The sequence below is a fragment of the Janthinobacterium breve genome (assembly GCF_051380895.1).
Classification (GTDB): Bacteria; Pseudomonadota; Gammaproteobacteria; order Burkholderiales; family Burkholderiaceae_D; genus Janthinobacterium.
The window spans coordinates 173,851-195,648 of sequence record NZ_JBNYXY010000011.1 but is presented as its reverse complement, the minus strand read 5'-3'; the positions used below and the strand labels follow the sequence as shown (position 1 = coordinate 195,648).

At 57.5% G+C, this 21,798-nt stretch carries 17 protein-coding genes; 6 read left to right on the top strand and 11 right to left on the bottom strand.

The window, feature by feature from the left end; genetic code table 11:
* Positions 1 to 44: 44 nt before the first annotated feature.
* Together ACQ4W0_RS23010 and ACQ4W0_RS23005 are read right to left on the bottom strand one after the other, a co-directional pair.
* Complete coding sequence (locus tag ACQ4W0_RS23010; protein ID WP_436578856.1) at positions 45 to 557, bottom strand: ClbS/DfsB family four-helix bundle protein; 513 nt, start codon at positions 555 to 557, stop codon at positions 45 to 47.
* Positions 557 to 1,201 carry an ArsR/SmtB family transcription factor gene (locus ACQ4W0_RS23005; RefSeq protein WP_436578855.1) on the bottom strand — a complete coding sequence of 215 codons (645 nt, stop codon included), beginning with the start codon at positions 1,199 to 1,201 and terminating at the stop codon, positions 557 to 559. The genes ACQ4W0_RS23010 and ACQ4W0_RS23005 overlap by 1 nt, the downstream gene beginning before the upstream one ends.
* 59 nt (positions 1,202 to 1,260) lie before the next feature.
* Between ACQ4W0_RS23005 and ACQ4W0_RS23000 the strand changes: the two genes are divergently transcribed.
* A complete protein-coding gene (locus ACQ4W0_RS23000; RefSeq protein WP_436578854.1) occupies positions 1,261 to 1,749 on the top strand; it encodes a DUF2938 domain-containing protein in 489 nt (162 codons plus the stop codon).
* Here the strand turns inward: ACQ4W0_RS23000 and ACQ4W0_RS22995 are convergent.
* Positions 1,746 to 4,181, bottom strand: coding sequence for a DUF3772 domain-containing protein (locus tag ACQ4W0_RS22995; RefSeq protein ID WP_436578853.1), 2,436 nt, complete (start codon positions 4,179 to 4,181; stop codon positions 1,746 to 1,748). The two genes, ACQ4W0_RS23000 and ACQ4W0_RS22995, sit on opposite strands and share 4 nt — an antisense overlap.
* A gap of 267 nt (positions 4,182 to 4,448) precedes the next feature.
* Between ACQ4W0_RS22995 and ACQ4W0_RS22990 the strand changes: the two genes are divergently transcribed.
* Positions 4,449 to 6,128 (top strand): methyl-accepting chemotaxis protein, encoded by a 1,680-nt coding sequence (locus ACQ4W0_RS22990; RefSeq protein WP_436578852.1) that lies wholly within the window; start codon positions 4,449 to 4,451, stop codon positions 6,126 to 6,128.
* A 112-nt stretch (positions 6,129 to 6,240) separates the two neighbouring features.
* Here ACQ4W0_RS22990 and ACQ4W0_RS22985 read toward each other — a convergent pair whose 3' ends face one another.
* The 3 genes from ACQ4W0_RS22985 to msuE form a co-directional block, all read right to left on the bottom strand.
* Complete coding sequence (locus ACQ4W0_RS22985) at positions 6,241 to 7,269, bottom strand: methionine synthase (protein WP_436578851.1); 1,029 nt, start codon at positions 7,267 to 7,269, stop codon at positions 6,241 to 6,243.
* A gap of 23 nt (positions 7,270 to 7,292) precedes the next feature.
* Complete coding sequence (locus tag ACQ4W0_RS22980) at positions 7,293 to 8,273, bottom strand: DUF1852 domain-containing protein (RefSeq protein WP_436578850.1); 981 nt, start codon at positions 8,271 to 8,273, stop codon at positions 7,293 to 7,295.
* A 66-nt stretch (positions 8,274 to 8,339) separates the two neighbouring features.
* Positions 8,340 to 8,921, bottom strand: a complete 582-nt coding sequence (gene msuE / locus ACQ4W0_RS22975) for an FMN reductase (protein ID WP_436578849.1) — start codon at positions 8,919 to 8,921, stop codon at positions 8,340 to 8,342.
* Between the two features lie 128 nt (positions 8,922 to 9,049).
* On the opposite strand from msuE, the gene ACQ4W0_RS22970 reads away from it, so the two are divergent.
* Both ACQ4W0_RS22970 and ACQ4W0_RS22965 read left to right on the top strand, forming a co-directional pair.
* Positions 9,050 to 9,982 carry a LysR family transcriptional regulator gene (locus tag ACQ4W0_RS22970; protein WP_436578848.1) on the top strand — a complete coding sequence of 311 codons (933 nt, stop codon included), beginning with the start codon at positions 9,050 to 9,052 and terminating at the stop codon, positions 9,980 to 9,982.
* Positions 9,954 to 10,835, top strand: coding sequence for a methylenetetrahydrofolate reductase (locus ACQ4W0_RS22965; RefSeq protein ID WP_436578847.1), 882 nt, complete (start codon positions 9,954 to 9,956; stop codon positions 10,833 to 10,835). The genes ACQ4W0_RS22970 and ACQ4W0_RS22965 overlap by 29 nt, the downstream gene beginning before the upstream one ends.
* A gap of 16 nt (positions 10,836 to 10,851) precedes the next feature.
* Here the strand turns inward: ACQ4W0_RS22965 and ACQ4W0_RS22960 are convergent, their stop codons facing one another.
* Positions 10,852 to 11,895 carry a serine hydrolase domain-containing protein gene (locus ACQ4W0_RS22960; protein WP_436578846.1) on the bottom strand — a complete coding sequence of 348 codons (1,044 nt, stop codon included), beginning with the start codon at positions 11,893 to 11,895 and terminating at the stop codon, positions 10,852 to 10,854.
* A 242-nt stretch (positions 11,896 to 12,137) separates the two neighbouring features.
* Between ACQ4W0_RS22960 and ACQ4W0_RS22955 the strand changes: the two genes are divergently transcribed.
* On the top strand, positions 12,138 to 13,847 hold the full coding sequence (locus tag ACQ4W0_RS22955) for a TniQ family protein (RefSeq protein ID WP_436578845.1): 1,710 nt from the start codon (positions 12,138 to 12,140) through the stop codon (positions 13,845 to 13,847).
* 110 nt (positions 13,848 to 13,957) lie between these two features.
* On the opposite strand, the gene ACQ4W0_RS22950 is transcribed toward ACQ4W0_RS22955, so the two are convergent.
* The 4 genes from ACQ4W0_RS22950 to ACQ4W0_RS22935 are packed head-to-tail and all read right to left on the bottom strand — an operon-like array spanning position 13,958 to position 20,340.
* Positions 13,958 to 15,832 (bottom strand): TnsD family Tn7-like transposition protein, encoded by a 1,875-nt coding sequence (locus tag ACQ4W0_RS22950; RefSeq protein WP_436578844.1) that lies wholly within the window; start codon positions 15,830 to 15,832, stop codon positions 13,958 to 13,960.
* The gene (locus tag ACQ4W0_RS22945) at positions 15,792 to 17,285 is read right to left on the bottom strand and encodes an ATP-binding protein (protein WP_436578843.1); all 1,494 of its coding nucleotides are present in this window, start codon (positions 17,283 to 17,285) and stop codon (positions 15,792 to 15,794) included. The genes ACQ4W0_RS22950 and ACQ4W0_RS22945 overlap by 41 nt, the downstream gene beginning before the upstream one ends.
* A 9-nt stretch (positions 17,286 to 17,294) precedes the next feature.
* The gene (locus ACQ4W0_RS22940; protein WP_436578842.1) at positions 17,295 to 19,478 is read right to left on the bottom strand and encodes a TnsB C-terminal domain-containing protein; all 2,184 of its coding nucleotides are present in this window, start codon (positions 19,476 to 19,478) and stop codon (positions 17,295 to 17,297) included.
* Position 19,479: 1 nt separating this feature from the next.
* The gene (locus ACQ4W0_RS22935; RefSeq protein WP_436578841.1) at positions 19,480 to 20,340 is read right to left on the bottom strand and encodes a TnsA endonuclease N-terminal domain-containing protein; all 861 of its coding nucleotides are present in this window, start codon (positions 20,338 to 20,340) and stop codon (positions 19,480 to 19,482) included.
* Between the two features lie 1,227 nt (positions 20,341 to 21,567).
* On the opposite strand from ACQ4W0_RS22935, the gene ACQ4W0_RS22930 reads away from it, so the two are divergent.
* On the top strand, positions 21,568 to 21,783 hold the full coding sequence (locus ACQ4W0_RS22930) for a hypothetical protein (protein ID WP_436578945.1): 216 nt from the start codon (positions 21,568 to 21,570) through the stop codon (positions 21,781 to 21,783).
* The last annotated feature ends 15 nt before the right edge of the window (positions 21,784 to 21,798 follow it).

Sequence of the window (21,798 nt, the reverse complement as noted above, 5' to 3'; positions counted from 1 at the left end):
TCTGATGGTACTGATGCAATCGTGCAAGCCTGCCGCTCAGGGTGCTACAAGGTCTTGAGCCAGGCCCGCAAGCGCGTGCGCGCATTCGCATACGGCGACGAGGTGTTGAACTGGATCATGCGCCCCATCGTGTAATGCGTGTACCAGGGCTGGCCATACAGTTGCGCGTCGTCATGGGCTTCGATCAGCGCCAGCAGCTGGTCTTTCGCCTGCTGCAGGCGTTGCAACAATTCGTCCATGCTGAGTTCAGCATAGTCCGCATAGAAGCGCTGCGCCAGTGCACCCAGAGCGTTCCACGTGAAACCTTCGGCGGGAAAGGCGATTTCCTCGATGCGTTTGCCGTCGCGCAGCTGCGCGTGCCAGTGCAAGACCAGCTCGTTCCACCCCACCAGGTACGCGAGCAGATCGCACACGCTCATGCGCGTGCCCTTCACCTGGCCTTCCAGCACGGGATCGCGCGCAAAGGCCGGCGGCACGCGCGCCAGCTCCTGCGCCAGCTTGGCATACGTGGTGCTAATCGCCTCGACCAGTTCCTGCTTGCTGTTCGGGATCGCCATCACGCCGCCCGGCTCACGGGCAAGCCAGCCGCCTGCCAGTCGTCGTAGCCGCTGCCGAGACGGCGCGCATGCAAGCCGTGCTGGCGCAGGGCCGCCACCGCCTGCACGGACAACACGCAATACGGGCCGCGGCAGTAGGCGGCGATTTCCTGGTTAGCGGGCAGCTCGGCCAGGCGGCGCTGCAAGTCATCAAAAGGAATATTGATCGCACCGGGCAAGTGACCGGCGGCGAATTCCTGCGCTGGGCGCACGTCGAGCACGGTGATGCTGGCCTCGTGCATGCGTTCCAGCAACTCGTCGCCCGTGATCGCTTCCACGTGGTCGCCCCGGCTCAGCGCCTGCAACTCGCTGCGCTGATGCTGCGCATACAACTCCAGCGCGGCCAGCAGTTGCACGATGGGGCCGCTGCCGAGCCGGTACAGCATGCGCTTGCCGTCGCGGCGCGCCTGCACGAAGCCGGCGCGCCGCAACTGCTGCAAATGCTGGGAGGTATTCGCCACGGACAGGCCCGTCAACTCTACCAGTTGCTCCACCGCATACTCGCCCTGCGCGATTTGCTCGAGCAGGCGCAGACGGGGCGCGCTGCCCAAAATATGGGCAAACCCGGCGGAACCGGTGAGGGTATCGATTTCGGCATTTTTCATTGACACGATGCTAGCACCCTTATAACATTCAAGCAATCAATTGAATGTTAGGGGCGGTAATGCAAATACTCTGGCTTGATGCCCTGGCGATCGGCGTAGGCGCGACGGCGGTGATGGATGTGTGGGCGGTGGCCTTGAAACGCTTCTGGTGCATTCCCTCGCTGAACTTTGCGATGGTGGGGCGCTGGCTTGGCCATTTGCCGCGCGGCACGTTCACCCACGTCAACATCGGCCAGGCGGCGCCCGTGCGCGATGAAGCCATCCTGGGCTGGGCCGCCCATTACGTGATCGGCGTGCTGTTTGCGGCCGTGCTGCTGGCGCTGGTGGGACAAGAGTGGGTGCAGCAGCCGACGTTCGCGCCGGCGCTGCTGGCGGGCATCGTGAGCGTGGCCGCGCCGTTTTGCATCTTGCAGCCGGGCATGGGCGCCGGCCTGGCCGCCAGCAAGACGCCGCATCCGACCGCCGCCCGCCTGCGCAGCCTGATGGCCCACACGGCGTTCGGCATCGGCCTGTACCTGGCGGCGCTGCTGTGGTCGACGGTGCGTTAAGACGTCAGCGGCGGCACGGGTGCGGGCGCCACCGTCGGTGCAGGTACAGCCGCCGAGATGGCCGGCGTCTCCGGCTGTGCCGGCACGCTGCTCAGCACCATGGTGCTGGGCTTGGAAATCGGCATGTTCGCCGCGTGCAGGCGCTTGAGCAAGTCGAACAGCAGATTGCTGCGCACGCCATACGCCAGGCGCGGCGAACCCACATAGCCGGTGGCGTTGAACATCAGATAGCCATTGTCGATGCCGTCGAGCTGCACGCTGGGCGCCGGCGTGTCCAGCACCTCGTGATTGTCGACAAAGGCGGCCAGGATCAGCGCGCGCGCCTCGTCCGCATCGGTGGACAGGGGCAGCGGCAGTTTCAGCTGCACCAGGCCCAGGGGATTGGCGTGCGTGACGTTGCGCACCGTCTTGGTGATGAATTCCGAGTTCGGCACAATCACCGTGGAACGGTCGCCCAATTGAATTTCCGTGGCGCGCACGTTAATGCGGCGGATATCGCCTTCCACGCCGCCCAGCGAGACCCAATCGCCCACTTTGACGGGGCGCTCGGCCAATAAAATCAGGCCGGACACGAAGTTCTGCACCACCGCCTGCAAGCCAAAACCAATACCCACCGACAAGGCCGACGCCACCCACGCGATGCGTTCCAGGCCGATGCCCGCCGCCGACAGGGCCAGCGCCACGGCCAGCACCCCGCCGATGTAGCCAAACAGGGTGATGAATGACACTTGCATGCCGGAATCGAGATTGGTGGTCGGCAAATAACTGTTTTGCAGCCAGCGCTTGAACAGGCCCAGCGCAACAAAGCCCACCACCAGCACCAGCAGGGCCTGGATCAGCGCGGCAGGGCGGATCGCCACCTCGCCGATGGCCAGGCCATCCTGCAGCTTGCCGACCCGCTGGAACAGCTCGCCCGGACCTTCACCGAACGGCGCCAGCAGCAGCATCAGGGCCAGCAGCACGACGATGGCGCGGCCGATGCCCGACAGCAGAACGGCCGCCTGGTCGCGCGCCTTGGGCGTGGCCAGCACGGGGTTGACGGCGTCCGGCGGCGGCGGGGTCGAGGCCAGCAGCATGCAGATATCGTCGACCAGCACCGTCAGCAGATAGGTGCTGCCCAGCACCACGATGACCCAGGCAATTTGCTTGGCGATAAAACTGCCGAAGGCCACATAACCGACCAGCAAGCTGATGACGCTCGACGCCAGCGCCAGCCACAGCAGCACCGTGACGCAGCGCAGCCACAGGGGCGTGACCAGGGTGGCGGGATCGGCCTCGCGCAACAGGCGCCAGCAGCGCTCGGCACGCATCAAGCCATAGGCGATGGTCGTGCTCATCACCAGGGCGACGATGCAATTGACGGCCACGGCCGTCGACAGGCCCGCATTGATGACGATGGTGACGCGTTCCGTGGCCCACACCAGCACCACGATGAAGGCAAACGTCGATGGGAAATAGCGCAAGCGGTGCGCCAGCGCGTCCGGCAGGGGCAGCAAGCGCCACGACACGCGCCATGGCGACAGCAGCGCGTGGCCCAGGCCCGCCGTAAAACCGGCAAAACAGATGATGCCGATCAAGCTGCTGAGGAAAGTCGAGGTTTTATCAGACAGGCCGCCATCCCAGCGCAAGCCCATGGCCAGCAATTCCGCCACCAGCCCCGGCGTGGCCGCCGCCAGCACCAGCACGGCCAGCGCATGCAAGGAGCGGCGCAAGCGGCCATGCGGCACGCGCGTGGCCGTGATCACCAGCAGATAGCGCGAAGCCCAGACGCTGGCGCCGATCACGGCCACGATGCCGGCCAGCAAGCCGCCCCAGGCCGACCATGGCGTGGCGCTTGCCGCGTCGGCCAACTCCAGCTCCAGCGCCCGCAGGCGTTGCAGATTCTGCGGCAGTTCCGCATGCAGCTGTTTCCAGAAGGAACCGGCCAGGATCGACGGCGTGCGCTCGCCCAGGCGCGCCTGCAACTGCGCGCGGCGCGCCGTCGATACTTGCTCGGACGCCTGCGTCGCTTCCACAGCCAGCAATCGCGCCAGCTTCACCTGCGCATCGAGCGCGCTGCTGGTGCGGTCCAGCTGGCTGCGCTGCGCCGCCACGTCAGGGGCATCTTTTGTTCCCGCCGCCGGCTTGCCCAGCTCGGCCAGCCGCGCCTGTACGCTGGCGAGCGTGGGCGACAGCGACTCGGCCACCTTGTCCGCCTCGGCGCTGGCCGCCAGCGCATCGGCGCGCATCTGCGACAGGGTTGCGTCATCGAGATCGGCCTCGCCATCGAGCGCCTTCTGAATGGTCGTGATCTGCTTGCGCAAGCCATCGAGGCGCTGGTCGGCCGTGGCGGCGTCGTCGACGGGCTGGGACCAGGCGGACGGCGCCGTTAGCGAGCACGCCAGCAGCAAGGCCAACAGGAAGGGGAAGAAACGGAGACGGAAAGAAGTCATGCGGACCTATGGCTGAAAATGAAAAAACTGCCGGATTGGCAGCGGAGCCGGTTATGGCGTGCTGCCCAACGGGTGCCTGTCAATATAGCTGAAAACACGGGCAAGCCGCAGGATAGGCGGAACTGGCGTGTTCCCCGGGGCGCAACTAGGCATATTGCCCTATGGAAATATCACATAAAAAGGTCTAGGATCGTCCTCCGCTTGGCGGCGCGGCATCCATTTGCACGCCGCCGACCTTTTTACCATTCCCTCCGTATTGAGACAGTCATGAAGTTTTTATCCAACCTGACCATCGGCACACGGCTCGCCGTGGGCTTTGGCGCCATCGGCGCCATGCTGATCATCATCTCTTGCCTGGGCATTGCCATGCTGGGCAAAATCAAGCAGAGCACCGGCCATATCGTGCATGACAGCATGCCCAAGATTGAACTCGCCAACAGCGTGTCGGCCAACATCAACGACATCGCCATTGCCCTGCGCAACATGATGCTCAGCGCCGATCCGGCCGACCAGCGCAAGCAAACCGACGCCATCCTGGCCGCGCGCCAGGCGGCGGCCGGCAATCTCGGCAAGCTCGCAGACATGCTCGATTCCGAGCGCGAACGCGCGTTGCTGGCCAAGATGAACGACGCCAACACGCGCTACGCACAGGGACAGCAGGCCTTGCTTGAACTGATCAGGAGCGGCACACCGGACGACAGCAGCGCCTACCTGTACGGCCAGCTGCGTCCCGTATTGCTTGTCTACAAGCAATTGATTGCCGAACAGATCAGCTTGCAAAACACCCTGGCCAACACGGCGGGCGACAACGCCAATGCCACCTATGCCAACACGCGCACCTTGCTGATCGGCATGTCGCTGGCGGCGCTGGCCATCGCGGCGGCGTTGGCGTATGGCATCACGCGCTCCATCACCGGTCCCGTCACCACGGCACTGCAGGTGGCCAACACGGTGGCCGCTGGCGATTTGCGCAGCCAGATCACCGTGCAGTCGCGCGATGAAATGGGGCAACTGTTGCACGCGCTCAAGCGCATGAACGACAACCTGGCGCACACGGTGGGCACGGTGCGCGCCGGTACGGAAACGATCGCCTCGGCCTCGTTCGAAGTGGCCGCCGGCAGCCTGGACTTGTCTGCGCGCACGGAGCAGCAAGCCAGCTCGCTGGAAGAGACGGCCTCTTCCATGGAGGAACTGACCTCGACCGTCAAGCAGAATGCCGACAATGCGCGCCAGGCGCATGTGCTGGCCGACACAGCCTCTGGCGTGGCGCAGCGTGGCGGCGCCGTCATCGCGCAAGTGGTGGCGACCATGCGGCAAATCGACGCCTCATCGAACAAGATCGCCGACATCATCGGCGTCATCGATGGCATCGCTTTCCAGACCAACATTCTTGCCTTGAACGCGGCGGTGGAAGCGGCGCGCGCGGGCGAGCAGGGCCGCGGCTTTGCCGTCGTGGCCACGGAAGTGCGCAGCCTGGCGCACCGCTCGGCCGCGGCGGCAAAGGAGATCAAGACCCTGATCGACGACTCGACCCAGACCGTGGCGGCCGGCAGCGAACTCGTGCACCAGGCCGGCAACACCATGAGCGATCTGGTCGACAGCGTGCGCCGCGTCACCGACATCATGCAAGAGATCACGTCCGCCAGCGCGGAACAGACGGCCGGCATCGAGCAAATCAACCAGGCCATCAGCGAAATGGACAACGTCACCCAACAAAACGCGGCCCTGGTGGAAGAGTCGGCAGCCGCCGCTGCGGCCATGCAGGAGCAGGCGGCCACCTTGGCGCAGGTGGTGAGCGCGTTCAAGCTCGATGCCGGCGCGCCGCACACCAAACCGGCAGCCGCCACGACAACAGCACCACGCCAGCAAGCCATCACCCTGCGCGTGCCGGTTGCCAGGAAAGCTGCGCCGGCAGCAGCGGCTTCATCTGACTGGGAAGAGTTCTAAAACAGCAACGCCACAGCTACCTGCCGGTGCCTGTGGCGTCATAAAGCATGGGCTGCCTCCTGTTACGCGACCTTATTCATGTCAATAAACAATAAAGTTTGACACAGCACCGCTAGGCCGACAGTTCTCCTCGGATGATGTCTGCGCCTGCACTGAGCGCATGCAATTTGCCTCTTGCTACCCGACGAGACAAGGGCGCCATGCCACAGTTGGTGCTAGGGTAGAGCTTGTCGGCATCGACAAACCGCAGCGCTTTGCGCAGGGTGTCGGCGACTTCCTCCGGCGTTTCAATGGTATTGGATGCCACGTCAATGGCCCCTACCATCACTTTTTTGCCACGAATGAGTTCAATCAGGTCGATGGGAACACGCGAGTTGTGGCATTCCAGCGAGATGATGTCGATATTCGATTTCTGCAGCTTGGGAAAGGATTCTTCGTACTGACGCCACTCGGACCCCAGCGTATTTTTCCAATCCGTATTGGCTTTGATACCGTAGCCATAGCAAATATGGACGGCAGTCTCGCATTTGAGCCCTTCAATCGCCCTTTCCAGGGTGGCAATCCCCCAGTCATTGACCTCATCAAAGAAAACATTGAATGCGGGTTCGTCAAACTGGATGATGTCGACGCCGGCCGCCTCCAATTCTCTGGCTTCCTGATTGAGGATTTTAGCGAATTCCCAGGCCAGTTTTTCGCGGCTCTTGTAGTGGCTGTCATACAGCGTATCAATCATCGTCATCGGACCTGGCAGGGCCCATTTGATCGCTTGCGTGGTTTGCTGACGTAAAAACCTGGCGTCTTCCACAAAAACCGGCTTCGGGCGACTCACCGCGCCCACGACGGTCGGCACACTCGCATCGTAGCGATCACGAATTCTGACGGTCTCACGTTTGTCAAAATCGACTCCGCTCAGATGCTCGATGAACGTGGTGACGAAATGCTGGCGGGTCTGCTCGCCGTCACTGACGATATCGATGCCTGCCTGCTGTTGTTCCTGCAGCGACAAACGCAAGGCATCCTGTTTGCCCTCGATCAGTTCCTCGTCCTGCAATTTCCAGGGCGACCACAGCTTTTCAGGCTGTGCAAGCCAGGAAGGTTTCGGCAAGCTGCCGGCGGTGGAAGTAGGCAATAATTTTTTCATGATGATGATTTCGTGTATTTTTGTTAGTTAGAGAGCGTGGTGGCAGCCCATTGTTCAAGAATATTCTTGTATGGCTTGATGAAGTGCTCTTCCGTATATTTGCCCTGCTTGACAGCCAGCTGGCTGCGCTCTTCCCGGTCATAGACAATTTGCGTCAGCGAATAATCCTGATTCTTCAGGCTGGGCTGATACGACTTGCCTGCCGCAGAATTGGCGTTGTAAATTTCTGGCCGGTAGATCTTTTGAAATGTCTCCATCGTGCTGATGGTGCCGATCAGCTCAAGATTGGTGTAGTCGCCCAGCAGGTCACCGATGAAATAAAACGCCAGCGGTGCGGCGCTATCCGGCGGCATGAAGTAGCGAACCTGCATCCCCATTTTTTCAAAATATTGATCGGTGGAGGAAAACTCGTTTTGTTGATACTCGACACCCAATACGGGATGCTGATTTCCGGTCCGGTGATAGACCTTGCTGCTCGATGCACTGATGCAGATGACCGGCGGCTTGTCGAAGTGCTCCTGGTAAGTGTCTGAGCTTACAAAGTGCTTGAATAGCTTGCCATGAAAATCGCCGAAATCATCCGGGGCGCTGAAGGTGGATTTATTATTGTTGTGCTCTGCCAGCACTACGCTGAAGTCGTAATCGCGCACGTAAGAGGAGAAGTTATTGCCTGCAATCCCATCGATGCGTTCCCCGGTTTTTTTGTCGATGATGGTCGGTTTCAGTATCTCGATCAATGGAATATTGCCGCCTTTGACATCAATATTCAACTCCACGGAAATGATTTCGAGCTCTACGGAATAGCGATCGCCGTTCGGGTTGTCCCAATGCGCCAGGTTGTTGAAACGGTTGTCTATCATCCTCAGGGTATTGCGCAGGTTTTCCTGGCGGCTGTTTCCCCGGGCCAGATTGGCAAAGTTGGTCGTCAGGCGCGTATTGTCGGCCGGATGATAGTTTTCATCGAAAACAATACTCTTGATGCTGAATATAAAATCTTTGCTCATGGTGATCTGGTGTCCTGATTTCTGCGAAAAAATGAATGTGTGGATTGCTGGCCGTCGTGATGCGTGTCAGGCCGCGACCGCTTCATCAGCGGTGGCAGAACGCGCATGGCGCGTCAGTCCGATCAATGGCAATGCCCGTTGCACCGCCAGCGCGGCGCGCTGGATCAGGGCCTCATCCTGCAGACGGTAGTCGACGAAATCCTGGTCGGTTGCATAGACGCCCAGCGGCAATGTACGTGCCTGGAAGAAGCTGAACAGCGGCCGCAACTGGTGGTCGATCACCAGGGCATGGCGCTCGCTGCCGCCAGTGGCAGCCAGCAAGACTGGTTTGTCGATCAAGGCGTCCTGATGAATGAAGTCGAAGAAGTGCTTGAACAGTCCCGTGTACGCGCCGCGGAAGACCGGTGTTGCCACCACCAGGATGTCGGCTTGCTCGACCGCCGCAAGTTCCCGCTCCACCGTATCGGGCAGGTGAGAGCGCCAGACCGCGCCGGCAAGCTGCGGTGCGAGCTGACCCAGTTCGACCAGGCGTTGTTCGCACAGCACTTCGTCGGCGATCAGATCCATCAGGTGCTCTGCCAGCGCTGCGGCCTTGGAAGGGCGTTGCAGCCCGCCGGAAACCGCGACTATACGAAGTGGACGTGTCATGTTTGCTTTCATAGGGATGGATGCGCCAGGACCGAACAATGCAGGCAACAAGGGGATCGATGATAGCGGCTGGAATCGATGAAGTATAATGGTCTTATTTCATACATCCATGAACATGGCTCATCTCAATGCTTGAACGCATCCACCTCAGCATCGTCCAGCAGGTCGAGAAACAAGGGTCGTTGACGGCCGCAGCTAGCGTGCTGCACCTGACCCAGTCGGCCCTGAGCCACAGCATGAAGAAGCTGGAGCAGCAACTGGGCACCGACGTCTGGCTGCGCGAAGGGCGAAACCTGCGCCTGACGCAGGCCGGCCAGTATCTGCTGGCGGTGGCGAACCGGGTGCTGCCGCAACTGGACCTGGCCGAAGAGCGCCTGGGCCAGTTCGCGCAGGGCGAGCGCGGTAGGCTACGCATCGGCATGGAATGCCACCCTTGCTACCAGTGGCTGCTCAAAGTAGTGTCCCCCTATCTGGCCGCATGGCCCGACGTGGATGTGGACGTCAAGCAGAAGTTCCAGTTCGGCGGAATCGGCGCGCTCTTCGGCTACGAGATCGACCTGCTGGTCACGCCCGACCCGCTGTACAAGCCGGGGCTGATATTCGAACCCGTGTTCGACTACGAGCAGGTGCTCGTCGTGGCCAAGGGCCATGCCCTGGCGTCGGCGGCCTTTGTGAAACCCCAGCAACTGACCCAGGAAGTGCTCATCAGCTACCCCGTGGACATCGAACGCCTGGACATCTATAACCAGTTCCTGTTGCCGGCCGGCGTCACGCCCAAGCGCCACAAAACCATCGAAACCACCGATATCATGCTGCAGATGGTGGCCAGCGGCCGCGGTGTGGCCGCCCTGCCGCGCTGGCTGGTCGAGGAATACGCGGCCAAGATGGACGTGGTGCCTGTGCGGCTGGGCGTGCGCGGCGTTGCCAAACAGATCTTCCTGGGGGCACGCGAGGCGGACACCGCCATCGACTACGTGCGGGCCTTCATCGAACTGGCGCGCCAGCCTGCCATCGTCATTGCGCAAGGAAGCGATGCTAAAAGCCTTGATGCATCCAGCTAAGCCCAGGCCCGCCTGCAACATCACGCACGCCTATTCCTTGGAAGTCAGTGCGAAGGACATTGCTGCTTTGAGCGCAGCGGCGCCCCGGATATTGCCCGCGTCAACCATTTCCATTCCCTACCTGCCACGCGAGGACAACGACGCGCGGCTGGCCGCAGCGCGGGCCGTGCGCAGACTCGGCTTTGAGCCCATGCTGCACTTGTCTGCGCGCCGTATCTGCTCGCTCGTCGAGTTCGATTCCTTCGTCCAACGCGCGGTCGCTGAAGCCGGCGTCGAGCGCTGCTTCGTGATTGCCGGAGATCCGTCCACCCCGATGGGGCCGTTTTCCGACAGTTCCTCGCTGATCGAAACAGGCATTTTCGAGCGCGCGGGCATGAGGGTGATCGGCGTCGGTGGTCACCCGGAAGGCCATCCGGTCATGAGCACGGCCGAGCAGTGGGAGGTGCTCGAACGCAAGTGCCACAGCATCGGCGAGCGTGGCATGACGCCCTTGATCGTCACGCAGTTTGCATTTGATGCTGACATCGTGTTGACGTGGTTGAAAGCGCTGCGCGAGCGTGGCATTCAACATCCGGTGCGCGTGGGCGTGCCGGGCCCCGCGAGCATCGCGGTGCTTGCCCGCTATGCCGCATTGTGCGGCGTGAGCGCATGCGCATCGATGTGGTCCAAGTACGGCGTCTCAATCGGCAAGCTGTTCGGCACGGCAGGGCCGGATCTTTTTGTTGAGCGCCTGGCCACCGGGCTGACCCCAGCACATGGCAAGGTCAGCCTGCATTTCTTTCCCTTTGGCGGCATCGCCCAGTCGGTGAAGTGGATAGAGCAGTACCGTGCTCGCGCCGACCCGGCCCCTTAAGCATCACAGCTCATGCCTACTTGGCGCTTTCCATGGATTCCACTGTGTCGAAAATGTGCGCCAGCGCACTTTCCATGGCGCCGGCAGTAGCGTCGCCGCTCTGGTTGGTGATGATGAAGACCCCAAGCTGATATTGAGGAACGATGTAAGCGTAGCTTTGCGCACGTGGCACGCCGCCATGGTGGACATAATGCGTGCCCAACTGGCGATTGGTGCCGATGTTCCAGAAATAGCCAATGCTGAAGTCGTCCTGAAAGCGTGCCAAAGGCTTGTGCGATTCGACGACCGCGGGATGGGCGCTCAATTGCAGGCGCAGGTACTTCGCCATATCCGGCATGGTCGACTTCAGGTTGCCCGCTGCCCCCCAGGGCAGTTGCGGCATCGGCGTTGTCATGACGGGATTGTCGCTGTGGTAGCCGGGCGCTAGCCGCCCGGCATCCTTGGCTGTGATGTTCAGCTTGGTATCGTGCATGCCGGCTTCGCGCGCGACGAATTGCGTGAGCAGGACTTCATAGGGCATTCCGTAGATTTTTTCGAGAGTGTGCGCAATGAGTTCGCTACCGGCGCTTGAATATGCATAGTCCTTGCCCAGCGGACCTTTGATGCTGACGGTGTGCAAGTCCTGCCAGAATTGCTGTTGTCCGTAGTTGGCGTAGGCTGCATTGAGCTTTGCCGGCGTGGCATGCGCAGTGAAATCCTTCAATATGGTGTTCACCTGCAATGGCAGCATGCCCGGCATGTTGCTGGTGTGCGTGACCAAATGGCGCAAGCGAATTGGCTGCCCCTGCGACTGCAGGTTCGGGTAGGTGGCCGCCAGGTACTTTTGTATGGGATCGTCGAGCGCCGCCTTCCCATCAAGCACAGCGTTCGCCAGTAGCAGGCCAGCAAAAGTTTTGCTGACTGAGCCGATTTCATACAGCGTTGTATCGTTCGGCGGATTGGCTTTGCCGGTCTCCAGCTCGCCTTGATGCAGAATGAATTCCTTGCCACGATAAACGACGGCAATCGAGGTCGCGTGTAGAAGTCTTGACTGCAGCAGGGTGGTCGCGGTCTGGCGCATTGCCGCAGGCATGTCATGCGCAGGTGCTGTGGCTACGGGCTTGCAAGCTGCTGTCGACACATAAAAAAGTTTGACACAAGTAGCCTATACAAATCAATGATTTACGAAAAATCCCTAAAAACGATTTTGGAAAAAAGTTTGACACAAACAAACCAGATTTTAAACGACATCGAAATCTTGCAATAAAAATGTTTGACACAATATCAGAGAGCTCCCCCTCAGTCCGTGCCACGCCGCCCTCAATGCCTGCAAAACTCCTTTTCTTTCCACCTGCGTTCCCTGACGAAACCCTCATTTCACGGGTCTCACGCTATCATCTCATGTCAGGCAACAGAACTGACCAGTCCACATTTATCGAGCTTTTCGGTAGAGTAGGTTTTGGATTGGGGGCAGTAGTGCCGCCGCATATTGAGGAACTGGCCTTGCGCCTGCCAGGAGAGCTCGACACCAACGTGGCCGCCATCCTTAGGCAGAGCACCTTGCTTCCCGCATTTCGCCCGTTTTTAGGGAGATCAAGCAAATCTCCCTCGCTTCGCAGCGATGAGGGTGGCGAGCGCGCAGGAATCAGCCACCTGCCCAGGCACGTGGTCGGCATGAGCGGAGAGGCGAAACTTTGCCTGAGCTGCGCCAAAGATGATGAGAAGCCGCATGGTGCCGGGTATTGGCACCGATCACATCAGATCCCAGGAGTGACTGTATGCTGGAAACACCAAGAGGCACTGATCAGCAGCTGTCCGAATTGCCGATACCCGTTTCAACATGCGAATAGACTACTCTCCGTGCCTTGGGAGTCTTGCTACCAATGTAAGCAGCGTTTGAACAAGGCCAATCAAGGGCAGACCGTAACGGAATTAGAAGTTGCGTATGCGAGCTACGCGCAAAATTTGCTCCAGGAAAACATGGCATCGGTGCCGCCCGACATTCTCATGAACACGTATCGGGAGAAGATCAGACAACGCGGCTATATTCGAAAGTCCCAAATCGATCTTAAAAGTTTTCAGGAGGCGATGATTCAAGATCTGGGAGAGCCATTTATCCGTAAGGTGGATCCCGCTTTTTCGTTGAATCGGACCAGCACTTGGCTCCGCTTATCCTACCTGCAGTCCGCACTGGATCTGCCGATTACGCGTCACCTCCTGATGGGAATGCACCTGTTTGGCACGGCCTCTCATTTTCATATCGAAGTGCAAACGATGCAGAACGCTGGGCATATTGCGCACCGCAAGAAGGCAACGCAGTCCCACGCTAGCCAGAATATGCTACGGGATGAATTCAGACAAAAAATCACAAAGGAATTGAAGAAAAATCCCGCGCTCAGCATGGAAAAACTTTGGAAGAAGCAAGTACGTACGATGGCATGGTTATTCGAGCACGACAAGACCTGGCTGAACAATACGGTGACCTCGGGCGCAAGTAGAGAGGCCGAAGGGTTAGCATCCAAAATACAGGCCGACGATGCCCTTGATCGTGAAGGTGCGCGTCAAGTTGAAGAGGTATCACGCAAGCTGTTTGAACAGGCAGGTAAACCTCAGCGCGTGACGATCAGCAAGATTCTCGCGGGTCTGTCCAAGCCTGTAGCCAGCACAGCGGGCAATTGGGAGCGCTATCCGCTGTTGTTCGCTACAATCAACCTGTGCAAGGAAACCGCTTGGTGCTTTAGCGTACGCCGGATATTGTGGGCTTTGGGAGAACTGGATCGTTTCGAGGAAACGATCACGACAGGCAACATCGTATTGAGATCTGCTGTCGGAACTCGCGCCGTGGAGGAAATATTGCAATTTTGTGGCTGGGAGGGAGAAAAGCTGAGCAAGACCACGATCAACCCAAAAATCTTGCTGGCGAAAGCAGGCATCACGCGCACATGGCGCTGCCCGTCCGAAAACAAGTTAGGAGAATTTGCTGGCCGCGGTTACGTATCAAAAGGCACGCGCCGAAAAAATTTGGCTATTTAACCCAGACAGCACCATCCATTGCCTAGGCCGACACAAGCAAAACAAAGGTCAGCGCACGGATCGATAAATGCATCAAGACATCAGGTACTACCGCCTCGCGCGCTTGTCAATCAATATCGATTGACAAGCCGATTCAATAACAGTTCTACCTCCTTGGCCAGGGGTGGTCTCAATCTGGCCATATGCATCAACTGCCACGATGGCGGCAAGCCCTGCTGATACATCTGCCGAGCTGCCCAAGACAGTCGGCGACACTGAAATTGCGCCGTCGTCTCCACGCATTCAGCAAGCGCAACAGCGGTCAAAGGCAATTTGATCAAATGTTTTTCCAACACTGCGAGGCAGCCGATTTTGCGGCCTATTGCCGATCGACTGACGCGAATAGGCTTTTCCAGTGCGTAAAGCCCCCTGCTACATTCCCGCACAGCGTCGGCTTTTTCCTGGTCCCGTCGCCCCCAATCTATCCGCGCAGTGTGTACTATCAACCGACGTGGTGTTGCCTCAATAGTTTGGGTCAACCATTCTCGGTCATACCTGTGCAACCAAGCGTAATCGGCTCGTGCTCGCGGCAAGATGGTTGGATGTCCGCCTACAAATCGCCTCCGTCGCCGATTTCGTTGATTCACAAATATTAGTTTCTCTCTGACTTGTGCCGCATCGGGACACATGCGCAATAACCGATACAGGCTGACGGTCGAAGTCTGATGGCGTCGCGCCAGTGTCTCGAGCGAAGTGCTGGATTGGAGCGCCTTCGTCAGTATTGCCACAGTGGGTCCATCGAGTTTCTTGGGCCGCTTTGCAACAGGGATGCCGCCTTGAGCAGCCTCGATACGCAAAGTAGTCACAGACTTGCCGAGAAGTTGGGCACAGCGCCGCAACGAGTACTGATGATCCAACAGCATCGTTCGTAACTGATTGACAGAAGATGTAGCGGCGGGCGATGGTAGTGGACGATTGAATGGACGCGATATCTTGACCGTCTCGTTCGCCGCCGTCAAAAAGTGTTCGATCTTGCCATTGAGACACCGCAGAAGAACAAGATGCTTAAGTGGATGTGACGAATTGCGTGACTTGCGCAGCAAACTGATCGCCCATTCAAGGGGGCCGGATGCCGGTCGTTGAAGGCATTGCATTGCCCCACTTGCGGACAACGATGACACTTGCTGCCTTACTCGCTGGGATAATTCAACAACCTTTACCCGGCCACCAGCATGGGTGAATCCGAGGTCCGATGCCAGACTGCGATACAAGTCCTGGAGTCGTCTGGTAGGGATAATATCTAGGCGCGAGTTGAGAACTTGCCGACTCAGGATCGAGAAAGCTAGCATCTCTTCTCGATGTTGTTCTGAAACGAAAATGTGCTTTGCGTGCCGAATGACTTCCTTGTCTGCAGGGAGAAACAGTTGGTGGCGATGCTGTGCGACCCAGCTCGCCGCCAGTTCGACAAGCGGTGTGCCATGTTGTGCGCAGATATGCACCGCCGGCAGTTGATGGGCCCGGTGCCAATACGGTTGCCCAACAAGTTCCACATCCTGCTCGCTGCATTGTTCACAATAACGATAGCAATTTTCCCCGCCCACTTGGCTGGCGATCAACCCCATCAACGTCTTGAGCCCTGAAGCCGATGGACCTTTCATGACAGCGAGACTAAGTGCAACCTGCCGCTCCGTTAAGAATGGCCGGTAATACGGGAACAAGGTATGTCGATCGACAATGTCTTGGGCATCGAGCGCCATTGCCCGGGGAAGTCTGGAAACGAGGGTATCGAGCAAACTCGGAAGGTGTGACGACACGATCTGTGTATGCTTACCGAATAATTCATGCAATGTATCCCGGTCGTCATGATGGCCGGAAAGACGATGGTATCGCGCAACCAAACTAAACAGCGACTCATCCGGGTAACTGGAGGGGAAAAATTGCAGGCGACCACAATCACTCATTGTCCTATACGCTCTTGCAATAGCTGTCGGAAAACTCCAGCGCATCGGTTTGCAACCAATTCGCCAGGCGAAGGACTTCTAGTGGATTTGCCTGTTCCGCGATGGTGGCAGAAATCGTCGGCGTTGATGGGAGGGCGTTGGTGGCCACTTGCTGCGGAGATGGTGTCGAAGATGGTGGTTTTTCTGTAGTTGGCGCGGTTGCCGTCGGCGTGCCTCTGGCAGCTTTGGCCTGGCGCAGTATAGACAGGCGACTCTCGGTGGTCAGTACGCCGGCATCGATCATCATATCGTCGAGCTGATCGTCTGTCGGCATCAGGTCTTCAAATTTGCGCATTTTCTTGGGATCCCGACTGCGCAAAACCGCCAGCGCCGGCTTCAGCAGTTTCATTTTGGTGTCGGCGACGTGCTTAAAGACAGCCTCCGTCAGCGTCTCCTCATTGGACTGGATGGCGTAACGCTGTCCAAGTATCATCAGTTTGGCCAGAAAGTCGGTGACGCCCTGCGTGAGGTCGTACAGAGTGGCCCGTATACCGTCGGTCAGCACTGCGGGATTTCTGACCCATTGGTACTCCCAGATGGTATCGACGAGCAATGTCCAGGCATCACCACTTTCCTCTGGTTGCTTGAAATCATAAGTACCCAAGCCGCACGCGCGCCGGGCATTTCGAAGCACGTCGGAGAACAAATCGACCATCGAGTTCGTGCCGATAAATACGACTGGAATCCCAATGGTATTGATCAGATTAACGAAAAAATTAAGCATGTTGTCTTTGCCGCCGGTCTTGGCCGCGTTCAGATGCTGCAATTCGTCAATAAAGATCGCTCCGATAAAATAGGTGCTGGCAATTTGCTCCATCCTTTGGATCATTTCCAGAATGCCGCCTTTGGATTTATATCGCTTGGCGTACTTCTGCTGTCCCAAAGCTTGATCCACGGCCCGGAAAAACGCGTGGCACAGGCCAGATAGCGAGCCATCGAAAGGGCATTCAATTTTCAGCCAGACAATCTGTGTATGGATGAATTCGCGATCCTTGTAGCGCTTATGGAGTATCGTTTGCGGATACAAGCGTAAGATCGAATTGAGCGCTGTGGTCTTGCCAATCCCGCTTAAGCCGACTAAGCTAAAGGTCGTGGCCGAGGACTGGAAATTTGCCATGGCGCGTCGATCCGTCGACAAGGTGTGCAAATGCCGCCAAGTAGCCGCCGACATGGGATTGCGGCTGACATAGCCGCTACGGATCAGTGACGAGACTGCACTTTCCAGTTCAAGGTGAATCTCCAACGGTTGCACCACGGTTCTCAACCGATCAATGCAATGGAGCCGGACTTCCTTGGGCAAGCTGCGCTCTTGTTCGCTCCCGTCAGGAAAGTGGCCGATCAAGAACGCCGCATCCTGCTCCGATAGAATAGGCGGCAGTGCTTCAATCAAAGGATTACCGCCATATTCGGAAACGGGAGACGGGGTGTAGGTGGCATAGACCGGCGCTTGGTTGCTCATGGTGGCAGCTTATTGTTTTCGACGTAGACGGCTTAGTAGATTGATAACCTCACCACTGCGTTGTCCATAGGTTTCAGAACCGGCGGGGACTGGCAGTGGAACATGGCGTACAGTCACGCTTGAAAGGGCAAGCGCTGGATTCACGCTGCCAGCCCGCTCGGCGGCTTTTTCGATTGCGCGGTTGCCACGGATATCGGCCACGCTTTGCGCAGCCGACAGTTGATCCGGGGCTAGCTTTTTTTCTGCGGTAGCCTGCGCAATAATGCTTTGCACCTGATCATCGAGTTGAACCTTACTGGTCAGCTCGACATACTTTTCTTCGGGTGAGGCGTGCTTGATCATTGCCAGCATGTCCTGGATTTCCTCGAGCCGATGCCCTTGATATCGGACTTCCGATGCACGCAGATTATATTGGACAAATGAATGATCGCCGCCGCGTATCCAGAGGTGTTCGGGCTTGGTCGGATCGTGCCACACATCGATCGACTCACGTCCCTTGGCGCGAGCACGAGCGAATTTCAAACCTTCGCGGTCACCGGCCGAGGTGTAATACATGCCCGAGAAATAAATCCCGCCGGACTGCACGCTCGCCTTTGCCTTCGGCAAAAGATGTAGGTAGATCAATTCGGTGGCCTGGATATTTGGCGTGCCAAAGCCATGCTCAATACCCCAGTTCCAGATACCCAAGGGTGTGGAATCAATCCCTTGAGCGATCATGTCCGCGTTGAGCCAATCGGGCTGCCGGCTATGGCGGTTATAGTGCAAAGTGCTGGCAACGATGATTTTGGTGAACTCTTGCAAGTCAAGCGTCGCATCCAGACGATAGTCCCGTTCGCCACGCTCCTTAACGCGTTCAGCGACACCACCAGGCGCCCACTGTATCTGAGTCAAGCGATTAAGTACCCGGAAACGGCTCTCGACGATCGCTTTCCAGTCAGGGCGGTACGGCGGAGGGAACACCAGGTCGATGCCCAAGCCCGTTGCCAGGCTTTCGGCGGCGGTCCCCAGCATCTCGCCACGATCGCCACATATTTCTTGCGGCAAATGATGACAGGGCCAATCGTTGGCACTAATCTGGATATCGAATTGCCGGCAAAACTCCACCTTGTCACTAAATGCATTCCACAGAGCTTGCCGCGCGCCGCTCCAACTCGGGCCCTCCAGCCCGACATACAAGCCGACAATCATTCTGGAAAAAACATCGACCACAACATATACCACCGGCCGGCCGATAATCCAGTTGCGGTTAAAGCGGCTGACCAAATAGACGTCGGCTATGGTGGCGTCAATTTCAAAGCGGTGGCAAGGACCAAACAGACCTTGATTGGCTCGGCCCGCCAGGGCACGATGATCTTTTGCCCATTTGCGCTCACCTTTACGCCCGCGCAGCACCGTAATTTCGTCGAATGTTTTCTTGCCCCAGTAGTCGAATTGCGTGAACTTGGGCAGTTCGTGCGCGGGCTTGAGTACTACCTCATCGTCCGAATAACCTGCCACCGGTTGTGTCGTCCGGTAAAATTTGTTCAGAGTCCTGGTATAGGCGTCGGTGATACATTGGACCTCATTGTCTTTATATAGGGCGTAGCCGATCTTGATCATGGCCTTGTCCAGGTCGGACAGAATTTTGGCCTTTGTGTCCATCACGACACCTTGAAATCTCGGAGGTCGGCCGTTGATCTTCCCGTTGACGAAGGTCTTCGGCTTGCCAGCGCCACCGGAACGAACATAGTCGGGTAACAGCGTATTTTCGGTGGAGCCAAATAGCCAGAAACGGTACAACAATCGATATAGCGTCTTGCGCGGCAAACCCGTGGCGGCGGCATGCGCAGACAACAAAGGTCCCATGGCGTCAGGGAAGAATATCTCGCCGGGATATTTAGTTTGCACGAGCGGCTGGATACGCTCCCAGCTGGTTTGGCGGATGAGTTTGGCTTTAGCGTTGAGCTCGTCCTCCAGCAGCAACATAAAGGCAGGCACCTTGATGTCAACGCGGCGGATCTTCTGCTCTTGCAATAGTCCATGCAGCTCATCCAAGGGTATCGTCCACGGCTGCCGAGGTGGAACCTGCATGGTGATTAGGGTGGCGAGATTGTTCTCTTTATCCAACCACAGCACCCTGGCCGGCAACGCGAAGTAGGTTTCTTGATGGATGGATTCGAACACCTCCTGGATGGTGATCTTGGGAGTCATCATCTCAAGCGGCCTTTAACTGGCTCACAGCCGAGATTGCGCCGTGGTGGATCGTCAACGCCGGACAGAGCCCGCCAAGCGTGAGCGCCTGATGTGCTATATCGAGCCGGATTGCTTTTTGAAGAACCAAATATTTGAACAGCAGGACACCATTCGGATAAGGAACATGGGTGGCGGTCGCCGCGGCACGGATCATGGATGACAATGCGCGCTCTCCTCGGGCATAGTGTTCCAGGGCGTCCAGGAATTGAAGCTGAACGTCCAGCTTCTGCAGGTGACGCTCCAACGACTTACCTTTTCTGAGCCAGATCAGATTGGTGATTAATGTCGGCCCTAAAGTATTTTCCGTGACCAGCTTCCAGTCGTCGACGCCTTGAGCATGCCAGATGGCCTTTTCCAGTTCCAGCTTCTCAACAGTGTGTTTCAGGTCGGGAGATGGTTGGAAGGCTTCTTCGTATTTGACTGTGCGGGCCACCAATTTGTGCGATCCATCGGGCGCCTGCAGGGTGACCATAAAGTCAGTGCTCATCACGTAGTGAAGTTGTGTGCCGTGGAAACGGGGATAGCGAATCCCAAGCTGTGCTGCGATATCAATGGCCTGTTCGGTCGGAAAGAGCGGAAACTGCTCTCGGATATCGACTACTTGCTCGGAAAATTCGAGAACCAGAAAATAGCCAAACTCCAACTCCGAAAGAAATTCGTGTAACCGGCCCGTCTTGACGCCTTGCACCTTGCGTGACCGACCTTGCGATGGGACATCCTGGACGCGCAACCAGGGCTTGTAGTTTGCACCATCCCCTTGCCCGTATCCGTGTGCAATATGACGATCAATATCGGTTTGCGTTTTGAAGCGTCGTCCCCGCACTGTTCCTGCCTCTTAAAAAGAAATAGCACGCAATTATAGCGAAAGGTAGTTGCACCGGGAGTGGTGGCCATGTACGCAGAGAGTGTTGTTTTCAATCTCTTCTTGAAATGATAAAAGCTGTCCTTCAAATGATCGGCGCCAAGGATGCCTCCGCTAGCCTGTAGTAACGCTACCAGCAGTGCTATCTCGCGGCACGACAGGTCTATTGCTTCATGCCTTCCATTTGTTCATCCGTTGATTATCGCATCGTTAACCTAGCCTTAACCAGCACAGAACAGGATGTGAACTAGCGCCACTGAGGCGCTCCAGGCGCTCATTAAATGCGTCGCCTAGGCTTTTATGCCTCAATGCCTGACATAGCAAAATTGCATCATTTCAACGAGGTCCCATATTGCTTCGCAATGACGAGTGTTTCTGATCTTGCATGTTTTGCTCTCCGCTAGGTTGCATTCTAATGCATTACTGTCGGAAAATAATCCGAAAGGATTGACATATGCCAGAACAATCGCAACGCACCTCCCATGGAAACTAATATGACCGCACACCCCATCATTCATCATCTACAAATTCCGTCGGGCACGGCCGATGGTGTCACTTTCCCATTCGAGATGAAGCCAGATTGTGCAGATCTCTAATTGATGACGGTGCACGCGTGGCGCTCGATGACTTTGGTGCTGGCAGGGATGGGCTGGAGCGACTTTATGCAATCCGCAACGCGTCAGCAGTAAGATCGACCGTGAGTTCATCTGCGACTGCTCCTGTTCGAGCACGTCGGCCACGCTCAGGGCCGGATGCTTCAGGTGGCACAATTCGTTCCACAGTAGGGTTGTACGCGGGAACCGCCCAAAATTCCGGCTGGCAGACAATGAATTGGTAAAAGATTGGGTGCGAAGCTCTTTCTTCATTGGCGAGCCTGTTGTGCCGTGTGTTGGACGGTAAGGATTTCAGATTTCTCACTTGCAGTGTCTGAGCAGTACACTCCAAGTACACGGTTTCCATAACTTGATCGTTGCACTCGCGGAGCGTGCATTTGAATAATTTAATTATCAGCAAAGCACTTCTAAGAGTCAAAGAAGGATGTGCAAATTGTGCAACCTCCGCGTTGCCCCCATCAAATTCCCATCACTTATGCCACTCTGGCCATTATTTATGCAGAATTAAGGACAGAAGCGCGCGCGGCAGAAACTGAGTCATCCGAACAGGCAAGATAGACGTTATTATCATGAGATGCCGACGAGTTATCTTCCCTACGATCCGCAGCAGCAGATGCTTCTGCGCTATGCGCTGCAAGACTGGCCGCTGAAAGGCCACCTTGCCTACTTCATCATTGATACTGTCCACTCGCTCGATCTGTCCCGTGGACTGAGCAAGGGCCAGGCCGAGTGGGAACTCGTCTGCAAGGCGTTAAAATTGCAAAAAAGGATGAAAATGCTGTATGCGTAAGCACATCAAAGCAAT

What these genes read in the sequence shown, in the direction of transcription:
- ACQ4W0_RS23005 (WP_436578855.1), bottom strand. Translation starts at nt 1,201, where the DNA reads ATGAAAAATGCCGAAATCGATACCCTCACCGGTTCCGCCGGGTTTGCC.
- ACQ4W0_RS22960 (WP_436578846.1), bottom strand. Translation starts at nt 11,895, where the DNA reads ATGCGCCAGACCGCGACCACCCTGCTGCAGTCAAGACTTCTACACGCG.
- ACQ4W0_RS22930 (WP_436578945.1), top strand. Translation starts at nt 21,568, where the DNA reads ATGCCGACGAGTTATCTTCCCTACGATCCGCAGCAGCAGATGCTTCTG.
- ACQ4W0_RS22985 (WP_436578851.1), bottom strand. Translation starts at nt 7,269, where the DNA reads ATGAAAAAATTATTGCCTACTTCCACCGCCGGCAGCTTGCCGAAACCT.
- msuE (WP_436578849.1), bottom strand. Translation starts at nt 8,921, where the DNA reads ATGACACGTCCACTTCGTATAGTCGCGGTTTCCGGCGGGCTGCAACGC.
- ACQ4W0_RS22950 (WP_436578844.1), bottom strand. Translation starts at nt 15,832, where the DNA reads ATGCGCTGGAGTTTTCCGACAGCTATTGCAAGAGCGTATAGGACAATG.
- ACQ4W0_RS22945 (WP_436578843.1), bottom strand. Translation starts at nt 17,285, where the DNA reads ATGAGCAACCAAGCGCCGGTCTATGCCACCTACACCCCGTCTCCCGTT.
- ACQ4W0_RS22990 (WP_436578852.1), top strand. Translation starts at nt 4,449, where the DNA reads ATGAAGTTTTTATCCAACCTGACCATCGGCACACGGCTCGCCGTGGGC.
- ACQ4W0_RS22995 (WP_436578853.1), bottom strand. Translation starts at nt 4,181, where the DNA reads ATGACTTCTTTCCGTCTCCGTTTCTTCCCCTTCCTGTTGGCCTTGCTG.
- ACQ4W0_RS22970 (WP_436578848.1), top strand. Translation starts at nt 9,050, where the DNA reads ATGCTTGAACGCATCCACCTCAGCATCGTCCAGCAGGTCGAGAAACAA.
- ACQ4W0_RS22955 (WP_436578845.1), top strand. Translation starts at nt 12,138, where the DNA reads ATGCCTGCAAAACTCCTTTTCTTTCCACCTGCGTTCCCTGACGAAACC.
- ACQ4W0_RS22965 (WP_436578847.1), top strand. Translation starts at nt 9,954, where the DNA reads ATGCTAAAAGCCTTGATGCATCCAGCTAAGCCCAGGCCCGCCTGCAAC.
- ACQ4W0_RS23000 (WP_436578854.1), top strand. Translation starts at nt 1,261, where the DNA reads ATGCAAATACTCTGGCTTGATGCCCTGGCGATCGGCGTAGGCGCGACG.
- ACQ4W0_RS23010 (WP_436578856.1), bottom strand. Translation starts at nt 557, where the DNA reads ATGGCGATCCCGAACAGCAAGCAGGAACTGGTCGAGGCGATTAGCACC.
- ACQ4W0_RS22940 (WP_436578842.1), bottom strand. Translation starts at nt 19,478, where the DNA reads ATGATGACTCCCAAGATCACCATCCAGGAGGTGTTCGAATCCATCCAT.
- ACQ4W0_RS22980 (WP_436578850.1), bottom strand. Translation starts at nt 8,273, where the DNA reads ATGAGCAAAGATTTTATATTCAGCATCAAGAGTATTGTTTTCGATGAA.